General features: G+C 64.9%; 16 protein-coding genes, 4 tRNA genes and 1 pseudogene. 16 read left to right on the forward strand and 5 right to left on the reverse strand.

Annotated features, from left to right (window positions below; translation table 11 throughout):
* Window positions 1-49: 49 nt before the first annotated feature.
* The 5 genes from LDZ27_RS06170 (at window position 50) to LDZ27_RS06190 (ending at window position 1,216) form a co-directional block, all read left to right on the forward strand.
* Window positions 50-125, forward strand: a tRNA-Glu gene (locus LDZ27_RS06170).
* A gap of 75 nt (window positions 126-200) precedes the next feature.
* Window positions 201-277: transfer RNA gene (locus LDZ27_RS06175), tRNA-Asp, on the forward strand.
* A gap of 73 nt (window positions 278-350) precedes the next feature.
* Window positions 351-426, forward strand: a tRNA-Glu gene (locus LDZ27_RS06180).
* Between the two features lie 73 nt (window positions 427-499).
* A tRNA-Asp gene (locus LDZ27_RS06185) sits at window positions 500-576 on the forward strand.
* Window positions 577-751: 175 nt separating this feature from the next.
* A complete protein-coding gene (locus LDZ27_RS06190; protein WP_244815814.1) occupies window positions 752-1,216 on the forward strand; it encodes a GNAT family N-acetyltransferase in 465 nt (154 codons plus the stop codon).
* A 25-nt stretch (window positions 1,217-1,241) separates the two neighbouring features.
* Here LDZ27_RS06190 and LDZ27_RS06195 read toward each other — a convergent pair whose 3' ends face one another.
* Window positions 1,242-2,075 carry a helix-turn-helix domain-containing protein gene (locus tag LDZ27_RS06195; protein ID WP_244815815.1) on the reverse strand — a complete coding sequence of 278 codons (834 nt, stop codon included), beginning with the start codon at window positions 2,073-2,075 and terminating at the stop codon, window positions 1,242-1,244.
* A 148-nt stretch (window positions 2,076-2,223) separates the two neighbouring features.
* Here LDZ27_RS06195 and LDZ27_RS06200 point away from each other — a divergent pair, with 148 nt between their 5' ends.
* Window positions 2,224-2,643 (forward strand): gamma-glutamylcyclotransferase, encoded by a 420-nt coding sequence (locus tag LDZ27_RS06200; RefSeq protein ID WP_244815816.1) that lies wholly within the window; start codon window positions 2,224-2,226, stop codon window positions 2,641-2,643.
* A 97-nt stretch (window positions 2,644-2,740) separates the two neighbouring features.
* Here LDZ27_RS06200 and LDZ27_RS06205 read toward each other — a convergent pair whose 3' ends face one another.
* Window positions 2,741-2,983, reverse strand: coding sequence for a hypothetical protein (locus LDZ27_RS06205; RefSeq protein WP_244815817.1), 243 nt, complete (start codon window positions 2,981-2,983; stop codon window positions 2,741-2,743).
* 267 nt (window positions 2,984-3,250) lie between these two features.
* Window positions 3,251-3,883: a YdcF family protein gene (locus LDZ27_RS06210; RefSeq protein WP_244815818.1), complete on the reverse strand. Its 633-nt coding sequence runs from the start codon at window positions 3,881-3,883 to the stop codon at window positions 3,251-3,253.
* Window positions 3,884-4,249: 366 nt separating this feature from the next.
* Here LDZ27_RS06210 and LDZ27_RS06215 point away from each other — a divergent pair, with 366 nt between their 5' ends.
* Window positions 4,250-4,561, forward strand: coding sequence for a hypothetical protein (locus LDZ27_RS06215; protein ID WP_244815819.1), 312 nt, complete (start codon window positions 4,250-4,252; stop codon window positions 4,559-4,561).
* Between the two features lie 199 nt (window positions 4,562-4,760).
* Here LDZ27_RS06215 and LDZ27_RS06220 read toward each other — a convergent pair whose 3' ends face one another.
* On the reverse strand, window positions 4,761-5,015 hold the full coding sequence (locus tag LDZ27_RS06220) for a hypothetical protein (protein WP_244815820.1): 255 nt from the start codon (window positions 5,013-5,015) through the stop codon (window positions 4,761-4,763).
* 214 nt (window positions 5,016-5,229) lie between these two features.
* Window positions 5,230-5,625: pseudogene (locus LDZ27_RS06225) on the reverse strand (transposase); the annotation flags it as partial.
* A 427-nt stretch (window positions 5,626-6,052) separates the two neighbouring features.
* Between LDZ27_RS06225 and LDZ27_RS06230 the strand changes: the two are divergent.
* The 9 genes from LDZ27_RS06230 to truB all read left to right on the forward strand — a co-directional run bounded on the left by LDZ27_RS06230 (window position 6,053) and on the right by truB (window position 18,493).
* Window positions 6,053-6,955, forward strand: coding sequence for a LysR family transcriptional regulator (locus LDZ27_RS06230; RefSeq protein ID WP_244816052.1), 903 nt, complete (start codon window positions 6,053-6,055; stop codon window positions 6,953-6,955).
* A gap of 64 nt (window positions 6,956-7,019) precedes the next feature.
* The gene (locus LDZ27_RS06235) at window positions 7,020-8,315 is read left to right on the forward strand and encodes a pyridoxal phosphate-dependent aminotransferase (protein ID WP_244815822.1); all 1,296 of its coding nucleotides are present in this window, start codon (window positions 7,020-7,022) and stop codon (window positions 8,313-8,315) included.
* Between the two features lie 333 nt (window positions 8,316-8,648).
* Window positions 8,649-9,614: an SMC-Scp complex subunit ScpB gene (gene scpB, locus LDZ27_RS06240; protein WP_244815823.1), complete on the forward strand. Its 966-nt coding sequence runs from the start codon at window positions 8,649-8,651 to the stop codon at window positions 9,612-9,614.
* Between the two features lie 127 nt (window positions 9,615-9,741).
* Window positions 9,742-11,673 carry a 23S rRNA pseudouridine(2605) synthase RluB gene (gene rluB / locus LDZ27_RS06245; RefSeq protein WP_244815824.1) on the forward strand — a complete coding sequence of 644 codons (1,932 nt, stop codon included), beginning with the start codon at window positions 9,742-9,744 and terminating at the stop codon, window positions 11,671-11,673.
* A 391-nt stretch (window positions 11,674-12,064) separates the two neighbouring features.
* Window positions 12,065-12,523, forward strand: a complete 459-nt coding sequence (gene rimP, locus LDZ27_RS06250; RefSeq protein WP_244815825.1) for a ribosome maturation factor RimP — start codon at window positions 12,065-12,067, stop codon at window positions 12,521-12,523.
* On the forward strand, window positions 12,520-13,995 hold the full coding sequence (gene nusA / locus LDZ27_RS06255) for a transcription termination factor NusA (protein ID WP_244815826.1): 1,476 nt from the start codon (window positions 12,520-12,522) through the stop codon (window positions 13,993-13,995). Before rimP ends, nusA begins: the two co-directional genes overlap by 4 nt.
* Before the next feature lie 93 nt (window positions 13,996-14,088).
* The gene (gene infB, locus LDZ27_RS06260) at window positions 14,089-17,088 is read left to right on the forward strand and encodes a translation initiation factor IF-2 (protein ID WP_244815827.1); all 3,000 of its coding nucleotides are present in this window, start codon (window positions 14,089-14,091) and stop codon (window positions 17,086-17,088) included.
* A gap of 94 nt (window positions 17,089-17,182) precedes the next feature.
* Window positions 17,183-17,569 (forward strand): 30S ribosome-binding factor RbfA, encoded by a 387-nt coding sequence (gene rbfA / locus LDZ27_RS06265; protein WP_244815828.1) that lies wholly within the window; start codon window positions 17,183-17,185, stop codon window positions 17,567-17,569.
* Window positions 17,570-18,493, forward strand: coding sequence for a tRNA pseudouridine(55) synthase TruB (gene truB / locus LDZ27_RS06270; protein ID WP_244815829.1), 924 nt, complete (start codon window positions 17,570-17,572; stop codon window positions 18,491-18,493).
* The last annotated feature ends 15 nt before the right edge of the window (window positions 18,494-18,508 follow it).

The following is an 18,508-nucleotide window of genomic DNA, read 5'->3' on the forward strand; positions in this document are numbered from 1 at the left end:
AGCAGCGAGTTCGGCGGGAAAAGTGGTAAAGACGGAAGCACAAGTTTCTGTCCCCTTCGTCTAGAGGCCTAGGACATCACCCTTTCACGGTGAGTACAGGGGTTCGAATCCCCTAGGGGACGCCAGAACATCGGCGGCTGCTAGTCAAGCGCTGCGAGTTTCGCGAGGTGGCTAAACCCTCGCGAAACAATGAAAAAGCTGGAGCGGTAGTTCAGTTGGTTAGAATACCGGCCTGTCACGCCGGGGGTCGCGGGTTCGAGTCCCGTCCGCTCCGCCAACATGTTGCGAGCAGGAATCATCCGGCTGATCAGCCGGTTTTTTTTCGCCGCAGGGTAGCAAAAGAAGTTTCTGTCCCCTTCGTCTAGAGGCCTAGGACATCACCCTTTCACGGTGAGTACAGGGGTTCGAATCCCCTAGGGGACGCCAGAACATCGGCGGGTGCTAGTAACAGCGCTGCACATCGCGGGGGCCTGAAGTTTCCGCGAACGATGAAAGAGTTGGAGCGGTAGTTCAGTTGGTTAGAATACCGGCCTGTCACGCCGGGGGTCGCGGGTTCGAGTCCCGTCCGCTCCGCCAGCTCATTAAAAAAATCCAGCCTTCAGGCTGGATTTTTTTTGCCCGTTTTTTGCCGGTATTCTGCTGTCGCTTCCGTTCGTCGGGTGTCGCCATTGCTGCGACATCGCATTTTCCATTGCCAGCGCGCCCGCGCTGTCATAGTGTTGAGGCACTGTCCCGTGCCTGCACGCGTGCGATGCTCGACCCGACCGAAGATCTCTCGCTTTACCAACTCCGCCAGGCGACGATGGCCGACTTCGCCTTCGCCGAATCCCTCACGCACGACAACATGGTCGGCTATTACCGACGCCACAATCTCGTATGGCGCGGCGATCTCTTTCTGTCGAGCTGGCGCGAGTCCGAAAACTTCATCCTGCAGGCGGACGGCGTGCCGATCGGCGTGATGCGCGTCACCGAGGAAGACGATTCGCTGCATATCCGCGACGTTCAGATCGCGCAGGGCTATCGCGGGCGCGGAGCGGGTACGTTCCTGCTGAGCACCGCCCACCGCTGGGCGCGCGCGCGTGGCCTCGCCGAGTGTCAGTTGCGCGTGTTCGTCGATAACCCCGCGGCGCGTCTCTATCTGCGACTTGGCTATCGTCCGGCGGGGCCGCGGCTCGCGCAGCTTGGCGCCATCCGGCATATGGTTCGGCGCGTCTGACGCGCTATCGGCAGGCTGCGGCGCATCAGGCATTGCCGGCGTCGGGTTCATCGCTCGAATCGCGCGCGAAAAAGGCGCGAGGACTCTCGCCGAAGGCACGGCGAAACATCGCCGAGAACGCGCTCTGACTTTGATAGCCCAATTCCAGCGCCACTTGCGCGAGCGGCCGGCCCTGGCTCAATAGCGGAATGGCGCGCGCGAGCACCGCCTGTTGCCGCCATTGCGAGAAGCTCACGCCGAGTTCGCGTCTGAAAAGGCGCGCGATCGTGCGCGTGCTTGCGCCCGCCTCGGACGACCAGCGTTCGAGGTCCGAATGAGACGGATCGGCAAGCACGGCGTCGCAAAGCGCGCGCAGGCGTTTCTCGTTGGGCATCGGCACGGAAAGAGGCAGCGGCTGCGAGCGGATGATTTCGTCGAGCGCGAGTGTCCCGAGCAGGCGCTCGCGCTCGCGCGTGATCGGCTCTTCGTCCAGCGACGCGATCACTTCGCGCAGCAGCGGCGACACCTCGACGACCCGGCAAGCGCCGAGGCCCGCCGGCACGACGCTCGCGTCGACGTAGAGCGTGCGCAAGTACGCATCCTCCACAATGACCACTTCGTGCGTGACATTGGGCGGAACCCAGATGGCGCGAGAGGGCGGCACCATCCAGGTCGAGTCGGCCGTCGCGACGCGCAGCACGCCGCGCGACGTATAGGCCACCTGCGCCCACGGATGCGTATGCAACGCGATGCGAACGCCATAGGGCACTGGCCGCGAGCGCACGCGGATCGGATGCTCGAGCGTCGGCGAGTGCTCGACGGGAATGTCGAGATGCTCGACCTGCTCGACGTGCGGCAGTGAATCGGCGAACGTAGCCATGTCGGTTGAAGGCCTGCGCACATGTTTGACGGCGGCGCGACGCTGGCGCCGCAATTCGCCGATGTTAATCGACGGCTCCAAGCGCAGCAGCTTTTTGAGCGGCGATAATGCGCGCCTATCCACGTTCGTTGGAAGGAGCACTCAATCGATGCAACACGTCTTTGTCTACGGCACACTGCGCGCCGGTGAGGTGAACGACATCAACCGCGCCGCCGAGCGTCACGCGATTGCCTCGCCGACCTTCATCGGCACGGCGCACGTTCGCGGCTGGCTTTTCGATTTCGGGAAGTATCCCGGCCTCGTGCTCGATGCCGCGGGGTCGCTCGTCATCGGCGACGTCTACCGGATCGAAGATTCGCTCGTCCCCGTTCTCGATGAGATCGAAGAGGTGTATCCGGGTGTGGAGGGACTATTCCGCGCGCATCGGCTGCACGTCGAAGTACAACTGGACGGCGAAGCGCCGCACGTCGATTGCCTGGTGTACCCGGTCGAGGCGAGCGCCGTCGAGGGACTGCCGCGCATCGAAGGCGGCGATTGGGTCGCGCATCGTTTCGCGCGATGTGCGTGACGCCAATGCGTCGCAGGACAGGGAAAGATCGAGCAAAACCGGTCACGCCGCCATCGCGATGCGGTGGCGGCGTTAGCACGCCGAAGCGCTCTCGCCTTTACTCGGCGGACTGCTTCGATTTGCCGTGCGACTTCCTGTGATGGCCCGACTTGTGCATCGTCGATTGATCCATCTGCATGTTTTGCATGTTGCTCTGCTGGGATTGCAAGTTCTGCGCGCGCGATTCGATGTCGGAGATCCGTTGCGGATCGGTGCTCATCGTCACGCCGCCTTCGCTCTGCGCGTAAGCCGATGCCATCGCGCTCAAGGACAAAAGAACAGCCAGGGACACTTTCTTCATTGTTAGCTCCTAATAGCAGTTGAACCCGGGAATCGCCTGTCCGATCCGGTTGGAAAGACAATGGGCAAACAGCAAGAATCGCTCCCGATTCAGCCGGCGCGGTTCGCTTCGCAGAAGGCGATCGCGCGCACGTCTGATAACGCATCATAGGCCTGGAATCGGTCAACCATATGTCCGGCGACATTTCCGGTTCCGGCATTTCCGACCGGAGCCGCATGATACCGGCGCCCGGCGATAGTTTCCACTCCTGATCAATTCGATGCGCGGCTAGTACAGATGCAGCCAGCGCCAGACGTAGAAACGCGCAAGCCCGATGAGTTCGTGCAGCGCGAGTTCGCTATTCACGAAGTTCCAAAAGCGCGGAATCACCGTCATGGGCGTGCTCCGCACGTTCGAGACGTAGGGCTGCGGTTCATAGCCGAACGCCTCGAAGGCCCGGAGCGAGCGTCGCATGTGATAAGCGGACGTCACGACGATCAAAGCGCTGTCATGTGCGTTCCCTAGTATGGCGGCTACGTTTCTCGCGTTCTCGTAGGTGTTGTAGCTCGTGTTTTCCCGCGTGAGATCGGCGGACGGCACGCCCCGGGCCAGTACGTAAGGCGCGTAGTTATCGGCTTCCGCCTGTCCGTGATGCTCCGGATCGCCGCCGCTCAGGATCACGCGGCACGACGCGCCCGCGTCGCGGCATTGTCTGTAGAGGAGGGCGACGGCGGCGATGCGCGTCATCGAGTCATGCTTAGGCACGAGCGTCCCTTGGCGGCGATCCGTGCCGCCGCCCATTAGGATGATGGCAGTCCTGGGTGCGAACGAGGGCGGTATCGTCTGCTCATAGCCACGCTGCGCGAGACCGAGCAGCGGGCGCGCGAACCAGCCGGTGCCGAATCCCCAGATCAGCAGCAACGCGGCAATGCCAATAGGTTTGCGGCGACGCTTGCAAAGCGCAAACAATGCAAAAAAAAGCAGCAATAAAGTAAATAGAACCAATTTAATTGGGGTAACGTATTGGTTTGAAGGCAATTAGCTCCGTCATCGCGTATTCAGAGCGCATCGGCGGGCGTCGCAGTAAAGCGCGCGATCAGCGCGCTCTCAACGGGGGCTTTTAATAGAAAGCAGCACCTAACGCAAGCGGCGGCCAAACATTCGGGCTGCGATCGGCTGTAGCCGATTCGTCAGCGCAAAATTCGGCGCGCCGCGTTTAGTCGACGTCGCGGACCGTCTTGCGATAGTCACGAGCGTCGTCATGGCTGCATAGGAAGAAAGAACGAGATGACCACGTATTCCAACGAAGCGGTACTCGAAGCACTCCGCCGAGCGCAGTATCGCCAGGTTCCGTGGGCGAAACGCCCCAACGTCTTCGACCGTCTTCGCGCCCTCGGGCTGCTCGAGCTTGCGCGGCAACGCACCGTGGCACCAGCGCCCGGATTTCACGCTCCGGTCGATATCGCCGTCGTCACCGAGCGCGGCAAGCAGGAATTCTCACGGCTGTCGCGCGACGAGCGTTCCAATGACTGGGATTTGCGCCGCGCCGAACCCTACGCATTCGGCGGTCACGAGGCGGTTCTCGAAGCGAGAGTCTAGGGGGGCGCAACGTTCCCGCGGCGACATGCGGATCGGCGCACGGCCGAGGGAACGGCGTCGTCGCACGGCCCGACAGCTTCAGGCGAAAAAAAGCCCGCGTCCGGGGACACGGGCAGACCGGATCTTACTGTTGCCATGCAGTGCTCATGGCACCTTGTCTGACTGACGCGCACGCGTTGGGTTCCGCCGGCGGCGATTATCAATGATGCGGCGGTCGTTCGTCGCGTTCGTTGTCGGGGCGTGCGTGCGCGTTACTCGCGATATCGCTGCGCAAGTCTCCTCGCGGCGCCGGTGGCCCAGCGCCGTGCGCCCGGGCGATGTCCGGTGGCGACGGCGCCGGTGTTTTCGCGCTCAATCGCAGATCGGTTGCCGCGGGCGGCTGCGCCTGGACCGCTGCCGTCATGCCAGCGAGCGCCGCGAGCGCGCCTTGGACGACCAGGGTCGATGCCTTCATGCAAGTTCCTCAAGCCACGTTGGGGCGTGTCGAGTCACTCACAAGCTATGCCTGCTTGCGGCGAGCCGCTGTAAGCAATAGTAAAGAGTTGTTTCGCGCTGGCTGCGCGCGTGGAAGGCTGATGCGGAGGACAGAGCGGACGCGGTGAGCGCCCGCGATGGGGAAGCGAAGCCGGATACGCCCGGCTTCGATCAGGCGACTTGAGGCGACCTCAGGCCATCTTGACCGGCGCGCGCCACGATTCCGGATTGGTCCAGAACGCGCCGCGCAGACGGTCGCGGCTCGGCGGCGCAGGCGGTTTGACCGCGCTCGAACCGATACGCCCGCGCAACGACACTTCGCGGCCGTTGCTCGACAGACGCTTCACGATTTCCGCGAGCGTGCCGTCGGCTTGCCACTCGTCGAAGCGGCGGCGGCAAGTGGGCGGCGAGGGATAACGGCCCGGCAGCTTCGACCAGCCTTCGCCCGTCGACAAGACCCACAGCACCGCATTGACCACCGAGCGGGCTTCGACGCGCGGACGGCCGCGCCGTTCGCTGCGCGCCGGCTCCGAACAGAACAACGCCTCAACCAGCGCCCACTCGTTATCTCTCAAATCGTCGAACAGCACCATATCTCACCTCAGCGAAGCTAACCCCGGTGCGCTGCCCCGCGCCGCGCACTCTGGTCGAATCCGATGTACGAATACCAGGGAAGGCCGAAGCGACAGCGCCGAACGATGTTTCATGTATCCGCGCGTTGGCTCCGACCTCTGTGCGCAATGAAATGCGAGAACCGTGCCATGCGAGTGGTGAATCCCCGGAGAGCCGCATGGCAGTAGGCTGACGCGATGCCAGCATGGCCCGTATCAGACCCGAAACGGATTGATTAAGAAATCGGGACAATCACCAATCCTGTGCGGCAGGCCCGTCGGACGTGCGCTCGCCCGTCATGTTGCACCGCAGCGAAACGGGCGTTCGCGGGCGCGGCATCGGGCGCCGGTGTTTATACTCACGCATGAATCCGGCAATTGATGAGAAGCGTGAATGAACGCCCCCCTGAATGTGACGTTGCGGCAACTCCGCGTTTTTATCGAAGTGTCGCGGCTGCGCAGCTTCAGCCGCGCGGGCGACGAGATCGGCCTCACGCAATCGGCAGTGAGCCGTTGTGTGCGTGAGCTGGAAGGCGAGATCGGTATCAAGCTGATCGACCGGACGACGCGCGAAGTGCAGTTGACCGATGTCGGCACGAATCTCGTCGGCACGGTGTCGCGTCTTCTCGCCGATCTCGACGAAGCCCTGCGCGAGGTGCGCGACTTAGGCCAGCAGCGCCGTGGCCGCGTGATCGTCGCGGCGAGCCCGACCATCGCGTGCCGCCTGATGCCGCGCGTGATCGCGTCGTGCTCGCGCCAGTTTCCGTTGATCTCGCTGAGTCTTCGCGACGACGTCCAGTCCGACGTGCTGCGCAAGGTCAAGTCGGGCGAGGTCGATTTCGGCGTCGTGATCGGCCCGTTTTCCGCCGACGACCTGCACGGCGAACCCGTGACGACGGATTCCTTCTGCCTCGTGGCCCGGCGCGACCATCGGCTCGCGCAGGAGCGCGCCGTGCCGTGGGACGCGCTCGCGGGCGAGCGGCTCGTGATGCTCGATTACGCTTCCGGCAGCCGTCCGATCATCGACGCCGTCATGCAGCAGCACGGCGTCGAGGCGGATGTCGTGCAGGAACTCGGGCATTCCGCGACGGTGTTCGGGCTCGTCGAGGCGGGCGTCGGCGTGAGCGTGCTGCCCTGGCTGGCGTTGCCGCTGCCGGCGGATTCGTCGCTCGTGGCGCTGCCGCTCGAGCCGCGCGCCGAACGCACGGTGGAACTGGTGCGCCGGCGCGACCGCTCGTTGTCGCCGGCGGCGGAATCCGTGTGGTCGCTGATCGCGGCGCTTCCGCGGCGCGCCGAGGAACTCGACTGAGCGGCGCGTCATCTCGAAATGCGCGCCGTCGCGTTAGACTTGCCTCTTTTCGACGGAGCGGGCGATGAGTGAATCGGAAGGCGCGGTGACAGCGGAATTGAGCGGCTTATCGGGTGCCCACGCGGGTGCCCACGCGGGCGCACACGCGGACGTACATGCGGACGCGCATGCAGCCGGGCGCGGCGCGCCGAACGCGCGCGACGCGGTGCGCAGCTTGCGGCCGTCGCAGATTCGCGAGGTCGCGAACGCGGGTTTCGGCGTGCCGGACGTGCTGCCGTTCTGGTTCGGCGAGTCGGATCGCGTGACGCCCGAGTTCATCCGCGATGCGGCCGCCCGCGCGCTCGCCGATGGCGCGACGTTCTACACGCACAATCTGGGCGTCGCGCCGCTGCGCGAGGCATTGAGCCGCTACGTGAGCGGGCTGCACGGCGCGACGCCGGCCGCCAACATCGCGGTGACGAGCGCCGGCGTGAATGCGCTGATGCTGGCGGCGCAGCTTGTCGTCGGCGCGGGCGATCGGGTCGTCGCCGTGACGCCGCTCTGGCCGAACCTCGTCGAGATTCCGAAGATTCTCGGCGCGACCGTCGAGACCGTGTCGCTCGACTACGGCGCGCGCGGCTGGACGCTCGATGTCGACCGGCTGCTCGCCGCGCTCACGCCGTCGACGCGCATGTTGATGATCAATTCGCCGAACAACCCGACCGGCTGGACGATGACGCGCGAGCAACAGCGCGTCGTGCTCGACCATTGCCGCCGTCACGGAATCTGGATCGTGGCCGACGAGGTCTACGAGCGGCTGTATTACGGCACGGGCGCGAGCGTGGCGCCGTCCTTCCTCGATCTCGCCGCGCGCGACGAGCGCGTCATCGCGGTAAATTCGTTCTCGAAGGCGTGGCTGATGACCGGCTGGCGGCTCGGCTGGATCGTGGCGCCGGCCGCGCTGATGGACGATCTCGGCAAGCTCGTCGAATACAACACCTCGTGCGCGCCGTCGTTCGTGCAGCAGGCGGGCATCGTCGCCGTCGACGAGGGCGAGCCGTTCACGCGCTCGCTCGTCGCGGATTTGCGCGCGAGCCGCGACCACCTGGTGAACGCATTGCAGACGATCGAGGGCGTCGACGTCCGCGCGCCCGACGGCGCGATGTATCTGTTCTTCTCGCTGCCGGGCGCGGAGCGCAGTCTGGAACTGTGCAAATCGCTCGTGCGCGAGGCGGGCGTGGGCCTCGCGCCGGGCAGCGCGTTCGGCGCGGAAGGCGAAGGCTTCGTGCGCTGGTGCTACGCGTGCGATCCGCTCCGGCTCGACGAAGGCGTCGAGCGTCTGCGGCGTTTTCTCGACGCGCGCGGCCAATCGCGGCAATAAGTGAATGACTGTGCTGGCGAAGTGAGGCTCGGGGCGGAAGAGGGTTCACCTTTACGCCCCGAATCTTTTTGCGTAATATGGCGCTCAGTCACGCGCTTTCGCCTAGGAAAGCGCCACCTCGTCCGGCTGGATGGCCCGGCGGTTCGCTCACCGATCGCCCATTGTCGCCTCTCCCCGGTGCGTGCTCCCAATCAATATGACCGATTAGAATCGGGCGAGCGCGTCTTGAAACTCCGCGTCCAGCTTTATCGTGCGCCCGCTTCGGTGGCGCGCGAACACGCTCAGGTTCGATTCGACTTCGATCATTGACCAAACAGGGTTGGCCCAAGCTGCATGAATACTCTAGAGGCGAAAATCGTCCTCGAGACTGCTTTGATCTGCGCGCAGGAACCGCTGCGGGTGAGTGAGTTGCGCAAGCTGTTCGCCGATGACATTTCGGCGGATACGCTGCGCACGCTGCTCGAAGCGCTGCAGGCGGACTGGTCGGGCCGCGGCGTGGAACTGGTGGCGCTCGCGTCCGGCTGGCGCTTCCAAAGCAAACCCGCCATGCGGACGTATCTGGACCGGCTCAATCCGGAAAAGCCGCCAAAGTATTCGCGCGCGGTGCTTGAAACGCTGGCGATCATTGCGTATCGGCAGCCGGTGACGCGGGGCGATATCGAAGAGATTCGCGGCGTGACGGTCAATACACAAGTGGTCAAGCAGTTGGAGGATCGCGGCTGGATCGAGGTGATCGGCCATCGGGACGTGCCCGGCCGGCCCGCGCTCTACGCGACCACGAAGCAGTTTCTGGACGATCTCGGTCTGACAGCGCTCGATGAACTGCCCGCGCTCGACAATCCGTCGGCGCAACTCGAAGCGTCGCTGCTCGCGCAACATTCGATGGACTTCCCGGCCGGCGCGCAGCCGGACGCGTCGTCCGCGAAAGGCGTGCCCGATGCCGCCGATTCGGGCGGCACTGAATCCGCGCATCCGGCGGACTCCGCGAGCGACGTCACCGGCGGCGGAACGGATAATGCGAGCGAAGTCGCCGACGCCGGCAAAAGCGCACGCGCTGACGACGCGGAAGGGGCAGAACCCGCCGCTGCGCCGTCTTCCGGCGCCCGCGTGCAGCCGCTCAAACCGGCGCACGAGACGACAGCCGCGCCGGAGTCCGGGGAAAGACCTGCGTCAGCCGAATCGGGCGACGCTATCGAGCCGCAACGCGCTGACGGCGATCAGACCGATACGCACCCGTCCAGCGACGTCGAACTGAACGGCGACGACTCCGAAGAAGAACCGAGGGCGCGCCGCGCCTGATGCAATTGCATGGCCCCTGATCCGCACGGCTCTCGATAAAACATCACGTCGAAGACGACGAGCCGGACCGATCAGCGGAATTTTTGACGCGCCCGCCCAGGGCGCGCATTCGACATTTGAGGTTGTTTTGACACACTCCCACGACAGCGATTCGCCCGAATCCGCGCGGCCCGTGCATGCCGCGGACGTCCATGAGTCGGCCGATGCCGGCGAACGCACGCGCATCGACGAGAGCGCCGACGGCGAAGATCGTCCGCGTCGCGGCCTGCGCCGCGGGCCGCGCAGCCTGATCGCGCGTCGCCGCGCTGTCGCCAAGACCAAGGGCGATGCCGCGCCGGACGCAGTCGCCGAGGCACCGCCAGAAGGCGTCGCCGCCGCGCAGCCGCGTGCGTCCCGCAAAGACGCGGGCGCGAAGGCGCCGCGCAACGCCGCCGCGAGGCGTGACGCCGGTGGCGCCGACGAGGGTGCCGCAAAGCAGGGCAGGCGCAAGCAGCCGCGCCGCGACGACGGCGAGCAGGGCGCGCAAGGTGCGCAGGCGGCGGATGCTGCGGCCGCACCGCGCGATGGCGCTCGACGCAAGAATGCGCCGCAAAAACGCGACAAGGGCGGCCGGCAGAACGCGCGCAACGACTCCGGGCCGGCGACGGTCGAGAGCGCGGCAGCCGCCGCCGTCGACGACGTCTTCGCCTACGTCACGTCTCCCGCATTCGACGCGGACAACGGAGCGGCCGGCGTGCGCGCGCCGATGCTGCGCCGCGGCCGCAGCGCGCCGCAGCAAAAGCGCGTGCTCGAGCCGGACGAAGACGCGCCCAAGCTGCACAAGGTTCTCGCCGATGCCGGCATGGGTTCGCGGCGCGACATGGAAGAGCTGATCATCGCCGGACGCGTGTCGGTGAACGGCGAGCCGGCGCATATCGGCCAGCGCATCATGCCGACGGACCAGGTCCGCATCAACGGCAAGCCGCTCAAGCGAAAGCTCGCGAGCAAGCCGCCGCGCATCCTGCTGTATCACAAGCCGATGGGCGAAATCGTCAGCCACGCGGACCCGGAGGGCCGTCCCTCGGTGTTCGACAAGCTGCCGTCGATGAAAACGGCGAAATGGCTCGCGGTCGGGCGGCTCGACTTCAACACCGAAGGCCTGCTGCTGCTGACGACGTCGGGCGACCTCGCCAACCGCTTCATGCATCCGCGCTACAGCGTCGAGCGTGAGTACGCGGTGCGCGTCGTCGGCCAGTTGTCGGAGGCGATGAAGCAGAAGCTGCTGAAAGGCATCGAACTCGACGACGGCCCCGCCAACTTCCTGCGTATTCAGGACGGTGGCGGCGAGGGCACGAATCACTGGTATCACGTCGCGCTCGCGGAAGGCCGCAATCGCGAAGTGCGCCGGATGTTCGAGGCCGCCGGCCTGATGGTGAGCCGGCTGATCCGCACGCGCCACGGCCCGATCGCATTGCCGCGCGGACTGAAGCGCGGGCGCTGGGAGGAACTCGAGGACAACCAGGTGCGCAGCCTGATGGAATCGGTCGGCCTCAAGGCGCCCACGGCCGAAAAGGGCGCGCGCAATTCGGCCCCGCGCGTGCAGCCCGATCCGATGCAGACGTCGATGGGCTTCATCACGCGCGAGCCGGTGCTGAGTTCGCACTCGCGCATGGCACAGACGCCGGGTCGCGGCGGTCGTCGGGGCGCGGCGGCGGGCGGCTTGCCCGGCGCGTTCGGAACGGGTGGAATGGGTGGGATGGGTGGAATGGGCGGCGCGGGCGGAATGGGTGGCTTCGGCGGAAACGCGGGCGGCACCGGCGGCACAGGTCGCCGCGGCCCCCGGGAGCCGAACGGCAACCGGATCGGCAACGAACCGAACGGCAATCGCGCGAACGGTGGCCGTGCCGGTCAGCGCGGCGTGCGGGGACAGGCGCCGCAGGCCGCGAACGGCCCCGCCAAGCGCGCCGCGAACGGCAACGCCCCGCGCGGCGGCAATCGTCAGGGCGGCGCGCAGCAAGGCGCGGGACAGGGCAAGGCGGGCGGTGCCCGCGGTCAACGCAATCGCTCTCGCGGGCGCTGACGCATCGGCCAAAGCGTGGCGTCTGATCGCTGCGCGCGAGGCGCGTCAAGCTCGCGAGCGGAATCATCGAGCCCGACGCGCGCCGATCTGCAGCACAGCGCAAACGCATGCGAATCGGCGCGAAACAGTGCCGATCGCGCGCGTTACGTTTGCGTTTATCCTGAAAAATGGCTAAAATCACGGAGTCGCTGGGCACATAGTTTTCGCGCTGCCCGGGTGCGACCTCGGTTGAAGAAGATGGGCGTTGCGCCCATTTTTTTTTGGCTTTTTGGTTCGGCATCTCGGGAGCAGGGGTGCGCGCCCGGTCGAGGCGCTCGCCCGCAGGTGTTTTCGCGGCGTTGAGTGCGGCGTGGAGTCCGATACGCGATTCGCGAAACACCTTGGAGTTACTGTGCAACTGACGGAATTGATTGAAACCACGGTCTCGAGCCTGGGCTACGAGCTTGTCGATCTCGAACGTTCGGGAGGCGGCATGCTGCGTATTTATATCGACCAGCCGGCCGGTATTGCCATCGAGGACTGCGAGAAAGTCACGCGTCAGCTTCAGTATGTGCTCGAAGTCGAGCATGTCGACTACGACCGCCTCGAAGTATCGTCGCCGGGGCTCGACCGTCCGCTTAAGAAGCTGGCGGACTTCGAGCGCTTCGCGGGAAGCGAAGCCGCCATCACATTGAAAAAGCCGCTGGACGGACGCAAGTCGTTCCGCGGCATCCTGCACGCCCCGCAAGGCGAAACGATCGGATTGGAATTTGAAGGGAAGGACGGCGCCGCGATGCTTGATTTCACGCTCGCGGACCTCGATAAAGCACGTCTCGTCCCCAAAGTTGACTTTAGGAGCCGCAAACAATGAGTCGCGAAGTTTTGATGCTGGCGGATGCGCTGGCGCGCGAAAAGAACGTCAACAAGGACGTGGTGTACGCAGCCCTGGAAGCTGCGCTTGCTTCGGCAACGAAAAAGCTGTTCGAGGAAGATGTCGATATTCGCGTCGCGATCGACCGTGAAAGCGGCGAGCACGAGACGTTCCGCCGCTGGCGCGTAGTGCCGGACGAGGCCGGCCTGCAGGAGCCGGATCAGGAAATCCTGTTGTTCGAAGCGAAGGAGCAAAAGCCCGACGCGGAAGTGGACGAGTTCATCGAAGAGCCGATTCCGTCGATCGAATTCGGCCGCATCGGCGCACAGGCCGCGAAGCAGGTCATTCTGCAGAAGGTGCGCGACGCCGAGCGCGAACAGATCCTGAACGACTTCCTCGAGCGCGGCGAAAAGATCATGACCGGCTCGGTCAAGCGTCTGGACAAGGGAAATTTCATCGTCGAATCGGGCCGCGTCGAAGCGCTGCTGCGCCGCGACCAGCTTATTCCGAAGGAAAACCTTCGCGTGGGCGACCGCGTGCGCGCGTACATCGCGAAGGTCGACCGCACGGCGCGCGGCCCGCAGATCGAACTGTCGCGCACCGCGCCCGAATTTCTGATGAAGCTCTTCGAACTCGAAGTGCCCGAAATCGAACAGGGGCTGCTGGAAATCAAGGCAGCCGCGCGCGATCCCGGCGTGCGTGCGAAAATCGGGGTGATCGCCTACGACAAGCGTATCGACCCGATCGGTACGTGCGTGGGCATCCGCGGTTCGCGCGTTCAGGCAGTGCGCAACGAGCTCGGTGGCGAGAACGTCGACATCGTGCTATGGTCGGAAGACCCCGCGCAGTTCGTGATCGGCGCCCTTGCGCCGGCAGCCGTCCAGTCGATCGTCGTCGATGAAGAGAAGCATTCGATGGACGTCGTGGTGGACGAAAGCGAGCTCGCGGTCGCCATCGGCCGCAGCGGCCAGAACGTCCGACTCGCCAGCGAACTCACCGGCTGGCAGATCAATATCATGACGCCGGACGAATCGGCGCTGAAGCAGAACGAAGAGCGTGGCAAGCTGCGCGACCTGTTCATGGCGCGTCTGGATGTGGACGAGGAAGTCGCCGACATCCTGATCGACGAAGGCTTCACGAGCCTGGAAGAGATCGCCTACGTGCCGCTCAACGAGATGCTCGAAATCGAAGCCTTCGACGAAGACACCGTGCACGAGCTGCGCAACCGCGCGCGCGACGCGCTCTTGACGATGGCGATCGCCAATGAGGAGAAGGTCGAAGGCGTCGCCCTCGACTTGAAGAGCCTCGAAGGAATGGACAACGAGCTTCTCGCGAAGCTCGCGGAACACCAAATTCAGACCCGCGACGACCTCGCGGAGCTGGCTGTAGATGAACTGGTCGAAATGACCGGTATGGAAGAGGATGCCGCTCGGGCATTGATCATGAAAGCACGTGAACACTGGTTCCAGTGAGAAATGACCATGGCGCACTGAAATATCGCGGCCAGTTCGGCCGCATGACCCCGATCTAACCGCAAGGATTGGTCCTTGCATCAAGAGGAATGAATGGCGAGTAACAACGTAGCCCAATTTGCCGCGGAACTCAAAATGCCTGCGGGCGTCCTGCTCGAGCAGTTGCAGGCGGCTGGCGTCCAGAAAGCGAGCGCGAACGACGACCTGTCCGAGACGGACAAGGCGCGTCTGCTCGATCATTTGCGCAAGTCGCACGGTTCCGCCGAAGCCGACAAGCGCAAGATCACTTTGACCCGCCGGCATACGTCGGAAATCAAGCAATCCGACGCAACGGGTAAAGCTCGCACCATTCAGGTCGAGGTGCGCAAGAAGCGTGTTTTCGTGAAGCGCGACGAAACCGGCGTGGAGCAGGCGGCCGAGACGCCGAATCACGTCGAGGAGCCGGAAGTCGACGAGGCCGAGCTGCAGCGCCGCGAGGAAGAAGCGCGCCGCGCCGCCGAACAGCTCGAGCGCGAAGAGCGCGAGCTGAAGGAGCGTCAGGCCCAGCTCGAACGCGAGGAAGCGGAACGCCGCGAACGCGAGGAAGCGGCCGAAGCCGAGCGTCGCCGTCAGGAAGCTGAGGCGGAGCGCCGTGCGGCGGCTGCCGCTCAGGCAGCGGAAATCTCGCGTGCGGCTCAGGCGGCACGCCAGGAAGCGCGTACGCAGGTCACGGCCGAAGCGAAGGCCGAAGTCAAGCCGGAGAAGCAGGACAAGCCCGACGACAGCGCCCAGCGCGCCGCCGCCGAAAAGGCAGCGGAAGAAAAGGCCGCGAGCGAGCGCGCAGCGCAACGCGAAGCCGCCAAGAAGGCAGAAGATGCCGCGCGCGAGGCTGCCGAGAAGACACGTCTCGAACAGGAAGCCATCGCGAAGCGCCGTGCGGCGGCGGAAGCCGAAGCGCGCGCCATCCGCGAGATGATGAATACGCCGCGCAAGGCGCAGGTGAAGGCGCCGGAACCGGCGCCCGTCGCGAAGCCGGCGGAAGCCGCGAAGGCCGCCGAAGCGAAGGGCACGCTGCACAAGCCCGCTAAGCCGGAAGGCGCGCAGGCCGCGCGTCCGGCAGCCGCGAAGAAGCCGGCGGCAGGCGGCGCCGCTGCGCCCGCGACCACGGCGCCGGCTGGCGACAAGAAGAAGGCTGGCGGCAAGGGCGGCTGGCAACAGGACGATGCAGCAAAGCGCCGCGGCATCAAGACGCGCGGCGACACGAGCGGCGGCGTCGATCGCGGCTGGCGCGGCGGTCCGAAGGGCCGTGGCAAGCATCAGGAACAGACCACGTTCCAGGCGCCGACCGAACCGATCGTCCGTGAAGTGCACGTTCCGGAAACCATCTCGGTGGCCGACCTCGCGCACAAGATGTCGGTGAAGGCTTCGGAAGTCATCAAGGTGATGATGAAGCTCGGCCAGATGGTCACGATCAACCAGGTGCTGGACCAGGAAACGGCGATGATCGTCGTCGAGGAACTGGGCCATCGCGCGGTCGCGGCGAAGCTGGACGATCCGGAAGCGCTGCTGATCGAAGGCGAAACCACCGAGGAAACGGCAGAGCGTCTGCCGCGTCCGCCGGTCGTGACGGTCATGGGTCACGTCGACCACGGCAAGACGTCGCTGCTGGACTACATCCGTCGCGCGAAAGTGGCGGCGGGCGAAGCGGGCGGCATCACGCAGCATATCGGCGCGTATCACGTCGAAACGCCGCGCGGCGTCATTACCTTCCTCGACACGCCGGGTCACGAGGCCTTCACGGCCATGCGTGCGCGCGGTGCGAAGGCAACGGACATCGTCATTCTGGTGGTCGCAGCGGATGACGGCGTGATGCCGCAGACGAAGGAAGCGATCGCTCACGCGAAGGCGGGCGGCGTGCCGATCGTCGTCGCGATCAACAAGATCGACAAGCCGGACGCCAACCCCGACCGCGTGAAGCAGGAACTCGTCGCGGAAGGCGTGGTGCCGGAAGAGTACGGTGGCGATTCGCCGTTCCTCGAAGTGTCGGCGAAAACCGGCAAGGGCATCGACGATCTGCTGGAAAACGTGTCGTTGCAGGCCGAAGTGATGGAACTGACCGCGCCGGTCGAAGCGGCTGCGAAGGGTCTCGTCATCGAAGCCAAGCTCGACAAGGGCAAGGGTCCGGTCGCGACCATTCTGGTTCAGTCGGGCACGCTCAACCGCGGCGACGTGGTTCTGGCGGGCAGCGCCTACGGCCGTGTCCGCGCAATGCTGGACGAAACGGGCAAGCCGACGAAGACCGCGGGTCCGTCGATTCCGGTCGAGATTCAGGGTCTGTCGGAAGTCCCGGCAGCGGGAGAGGAAGTCATCGTCCTGCCGGACGAGCGCAAGGCCCGCGAAATCGCGCTGTTCCGTCAGGGCAAGTTCCGCGACGTGAAGCTCGCGAAGCAACAGGCCGCGAAGCTGGAAAACATGCTGGAGCAGATGGGCGAAGGCGAAGTGCAGAACCTGCCGCTCATCGTCAAGGCGGACGTGCAGGGCTCGCAGGAAGCGCTCGTGCAGTCGCTGCAGAAGCTGTCGACCGGCGAAGTGCGCGTTCAGATCGTGCACAGCGCGGTCGGCGCGATCAGCGAGTCGGACGTCAACCTGGCGACGGCGTCGAAGGCGGTCATCATCGGCTTCAACACGCGTGCGGATGCACAGGCGCGCAAGGTGGCCGAGGCGAACGGCATCGACATCCGTTACTACAACATCATCTATGACGCAGTGGATGAGGTGAAGGCGGCAATGTCCGGCATGCTCGCGCCGGAGAAGCGCGAGACGGTGACGGGCACGGTCGAGGTGCGTCAGGTTATCCGCGTGCCGAAGGTCGGTCTGATCGCGGGTTGTATGGTGACGGACGGTGTGGTCAAGCGTTCCTCGTCGGTGCGCGTGATTCGCAACAACGTCGTGATCCATACCGGCGAGCTGGATTCGCTGAAGCGCTTCAAGGACGACGTCAAGGAAGTGCGTCAGGGCTTCGAGTGCGGTATGTCGATCAAGAACTTCAACGACGTCGCCGAGGGCGACCAGTTCGAAGTCTTCGAAGTGACGGAAGTGGCTCGCACGCTGTAACGCATCATTGCGCTGAGCCTCGAGGCGGAGCGGGCCTGTCGGCTGCTCCGCCTTTTTTCTTTTGGCGCGGCCAAGCAAGAATGGACAGAACATCATGGCTAAAAGACGTACCTCCGCGAACCGCAACGTGCAGATCGCCGATCAGATCCAGCGCGATCTTTCCGAACTGATGCGCGAGGTGAAAGACCCGCGCATCGGTCTCGTGACGATGCAAAGCGTCGAACTCACGCCCGATTACGCGCACGCAAAGGTCTATTTCACGACGCTCACGGGCGACCCGAAGGCGACAGAGGAAGCGCTGAATCACGCGGCGGGCCATCTACATAATCAGCTCTTCAAGCGCCTGCACATTCATACGGTGCCTACGCTGCACTTCCACTACGACAAGACCATCGAGAAGGCCGTCGAGATGTCGCGCCTCATCGAAGAAGCGAACGCGACGCGCGCGAAAGATGCGGCGGATGACGAAGAAGGCGCGTAAGTGAAAGGCGGTCCGAAGATTCCGCGCCGCGCGCTCGACGGCGTACTGCTTCTCGACAAGCCGCTCGGTTTGTCCAGCAACGACGCGCTCATCAAGGCGAAGCGCCTCTACCTGGCGAAGAAGGCCGGCCACACGGGCACGCTCGATCCGCTTGCGACCGGTCTGCTGCCGCTTTGCTTCGGCGAGGCGACGAAGTTCTCGCAAGACCTGCTCGACGCCGACAAGACCTACGAAGCCACGATGCGCTTGGGCGTTCGCACGACGACGGGCGATGCCGAAGGCGAGGCCATCGAGTCGCGCGAGGTAGCATGCGACGAAGCGGCCGTCGAAGCGGCGATTGAGCGGTTCATCGGCGAAATCGTGCAGATACCGCCGATGTACTCGGCGCTCAAGCGCGACGGCAAGCCGCTCTACGAATACGCGCGCGCGGGGCAGACGGTCGAGCGCGAAGGACGCCAGGTGACGATTCACGCGCTCGCGATGATCGCGTGCGCGCTGCCGCTCGTGACGTTTCGCGTGACGTGCAGCAAGGGCACGTATGTCCGCACGCTCGCGGAAGACATCGGCGAGGCGCTCGGTTGTGGCGCGCATCTGACCGCGCTGCGGCGCACGGGCGTCGGCGCGCTGACGCTCGAAAACGCGGTGACGCTCGATGCATTGGCGGCCATGACCGAAGCGGAGCGCGACCAAACGCTCCAGCCGGTCGACGCGCTATTGTCCACGTTCCCCGCTATCCGGCTCGACGACGCCGCGACCGCGCGCTTTCTTCATGGTCAGCGCCTGAAGCTCGCGGAGGTATCGTCCGCCGGACTCGAAGCCGGGCGCGTCCGTGTGTATGCGCAGGAGGGCGGCCGCTTGCTGGGCGTCGCGAAAGCGGGTGAGGGCGTGCTCGCGCCGGAGCGCCTGGTCGTCACGGCGAACTGAAACAAAAAAGCCTGG

Source organism: Caballeronia sp. Lep1P3 (genome assembly GCF_022879595.1).
In the GTDB taxonomy this organism is placed as follows: domain Bacteria; phylum Pseudomonadota; class Gammaproteobacteria; order Burkholderiales; family Burkholderiaceae; genus Caballeronia.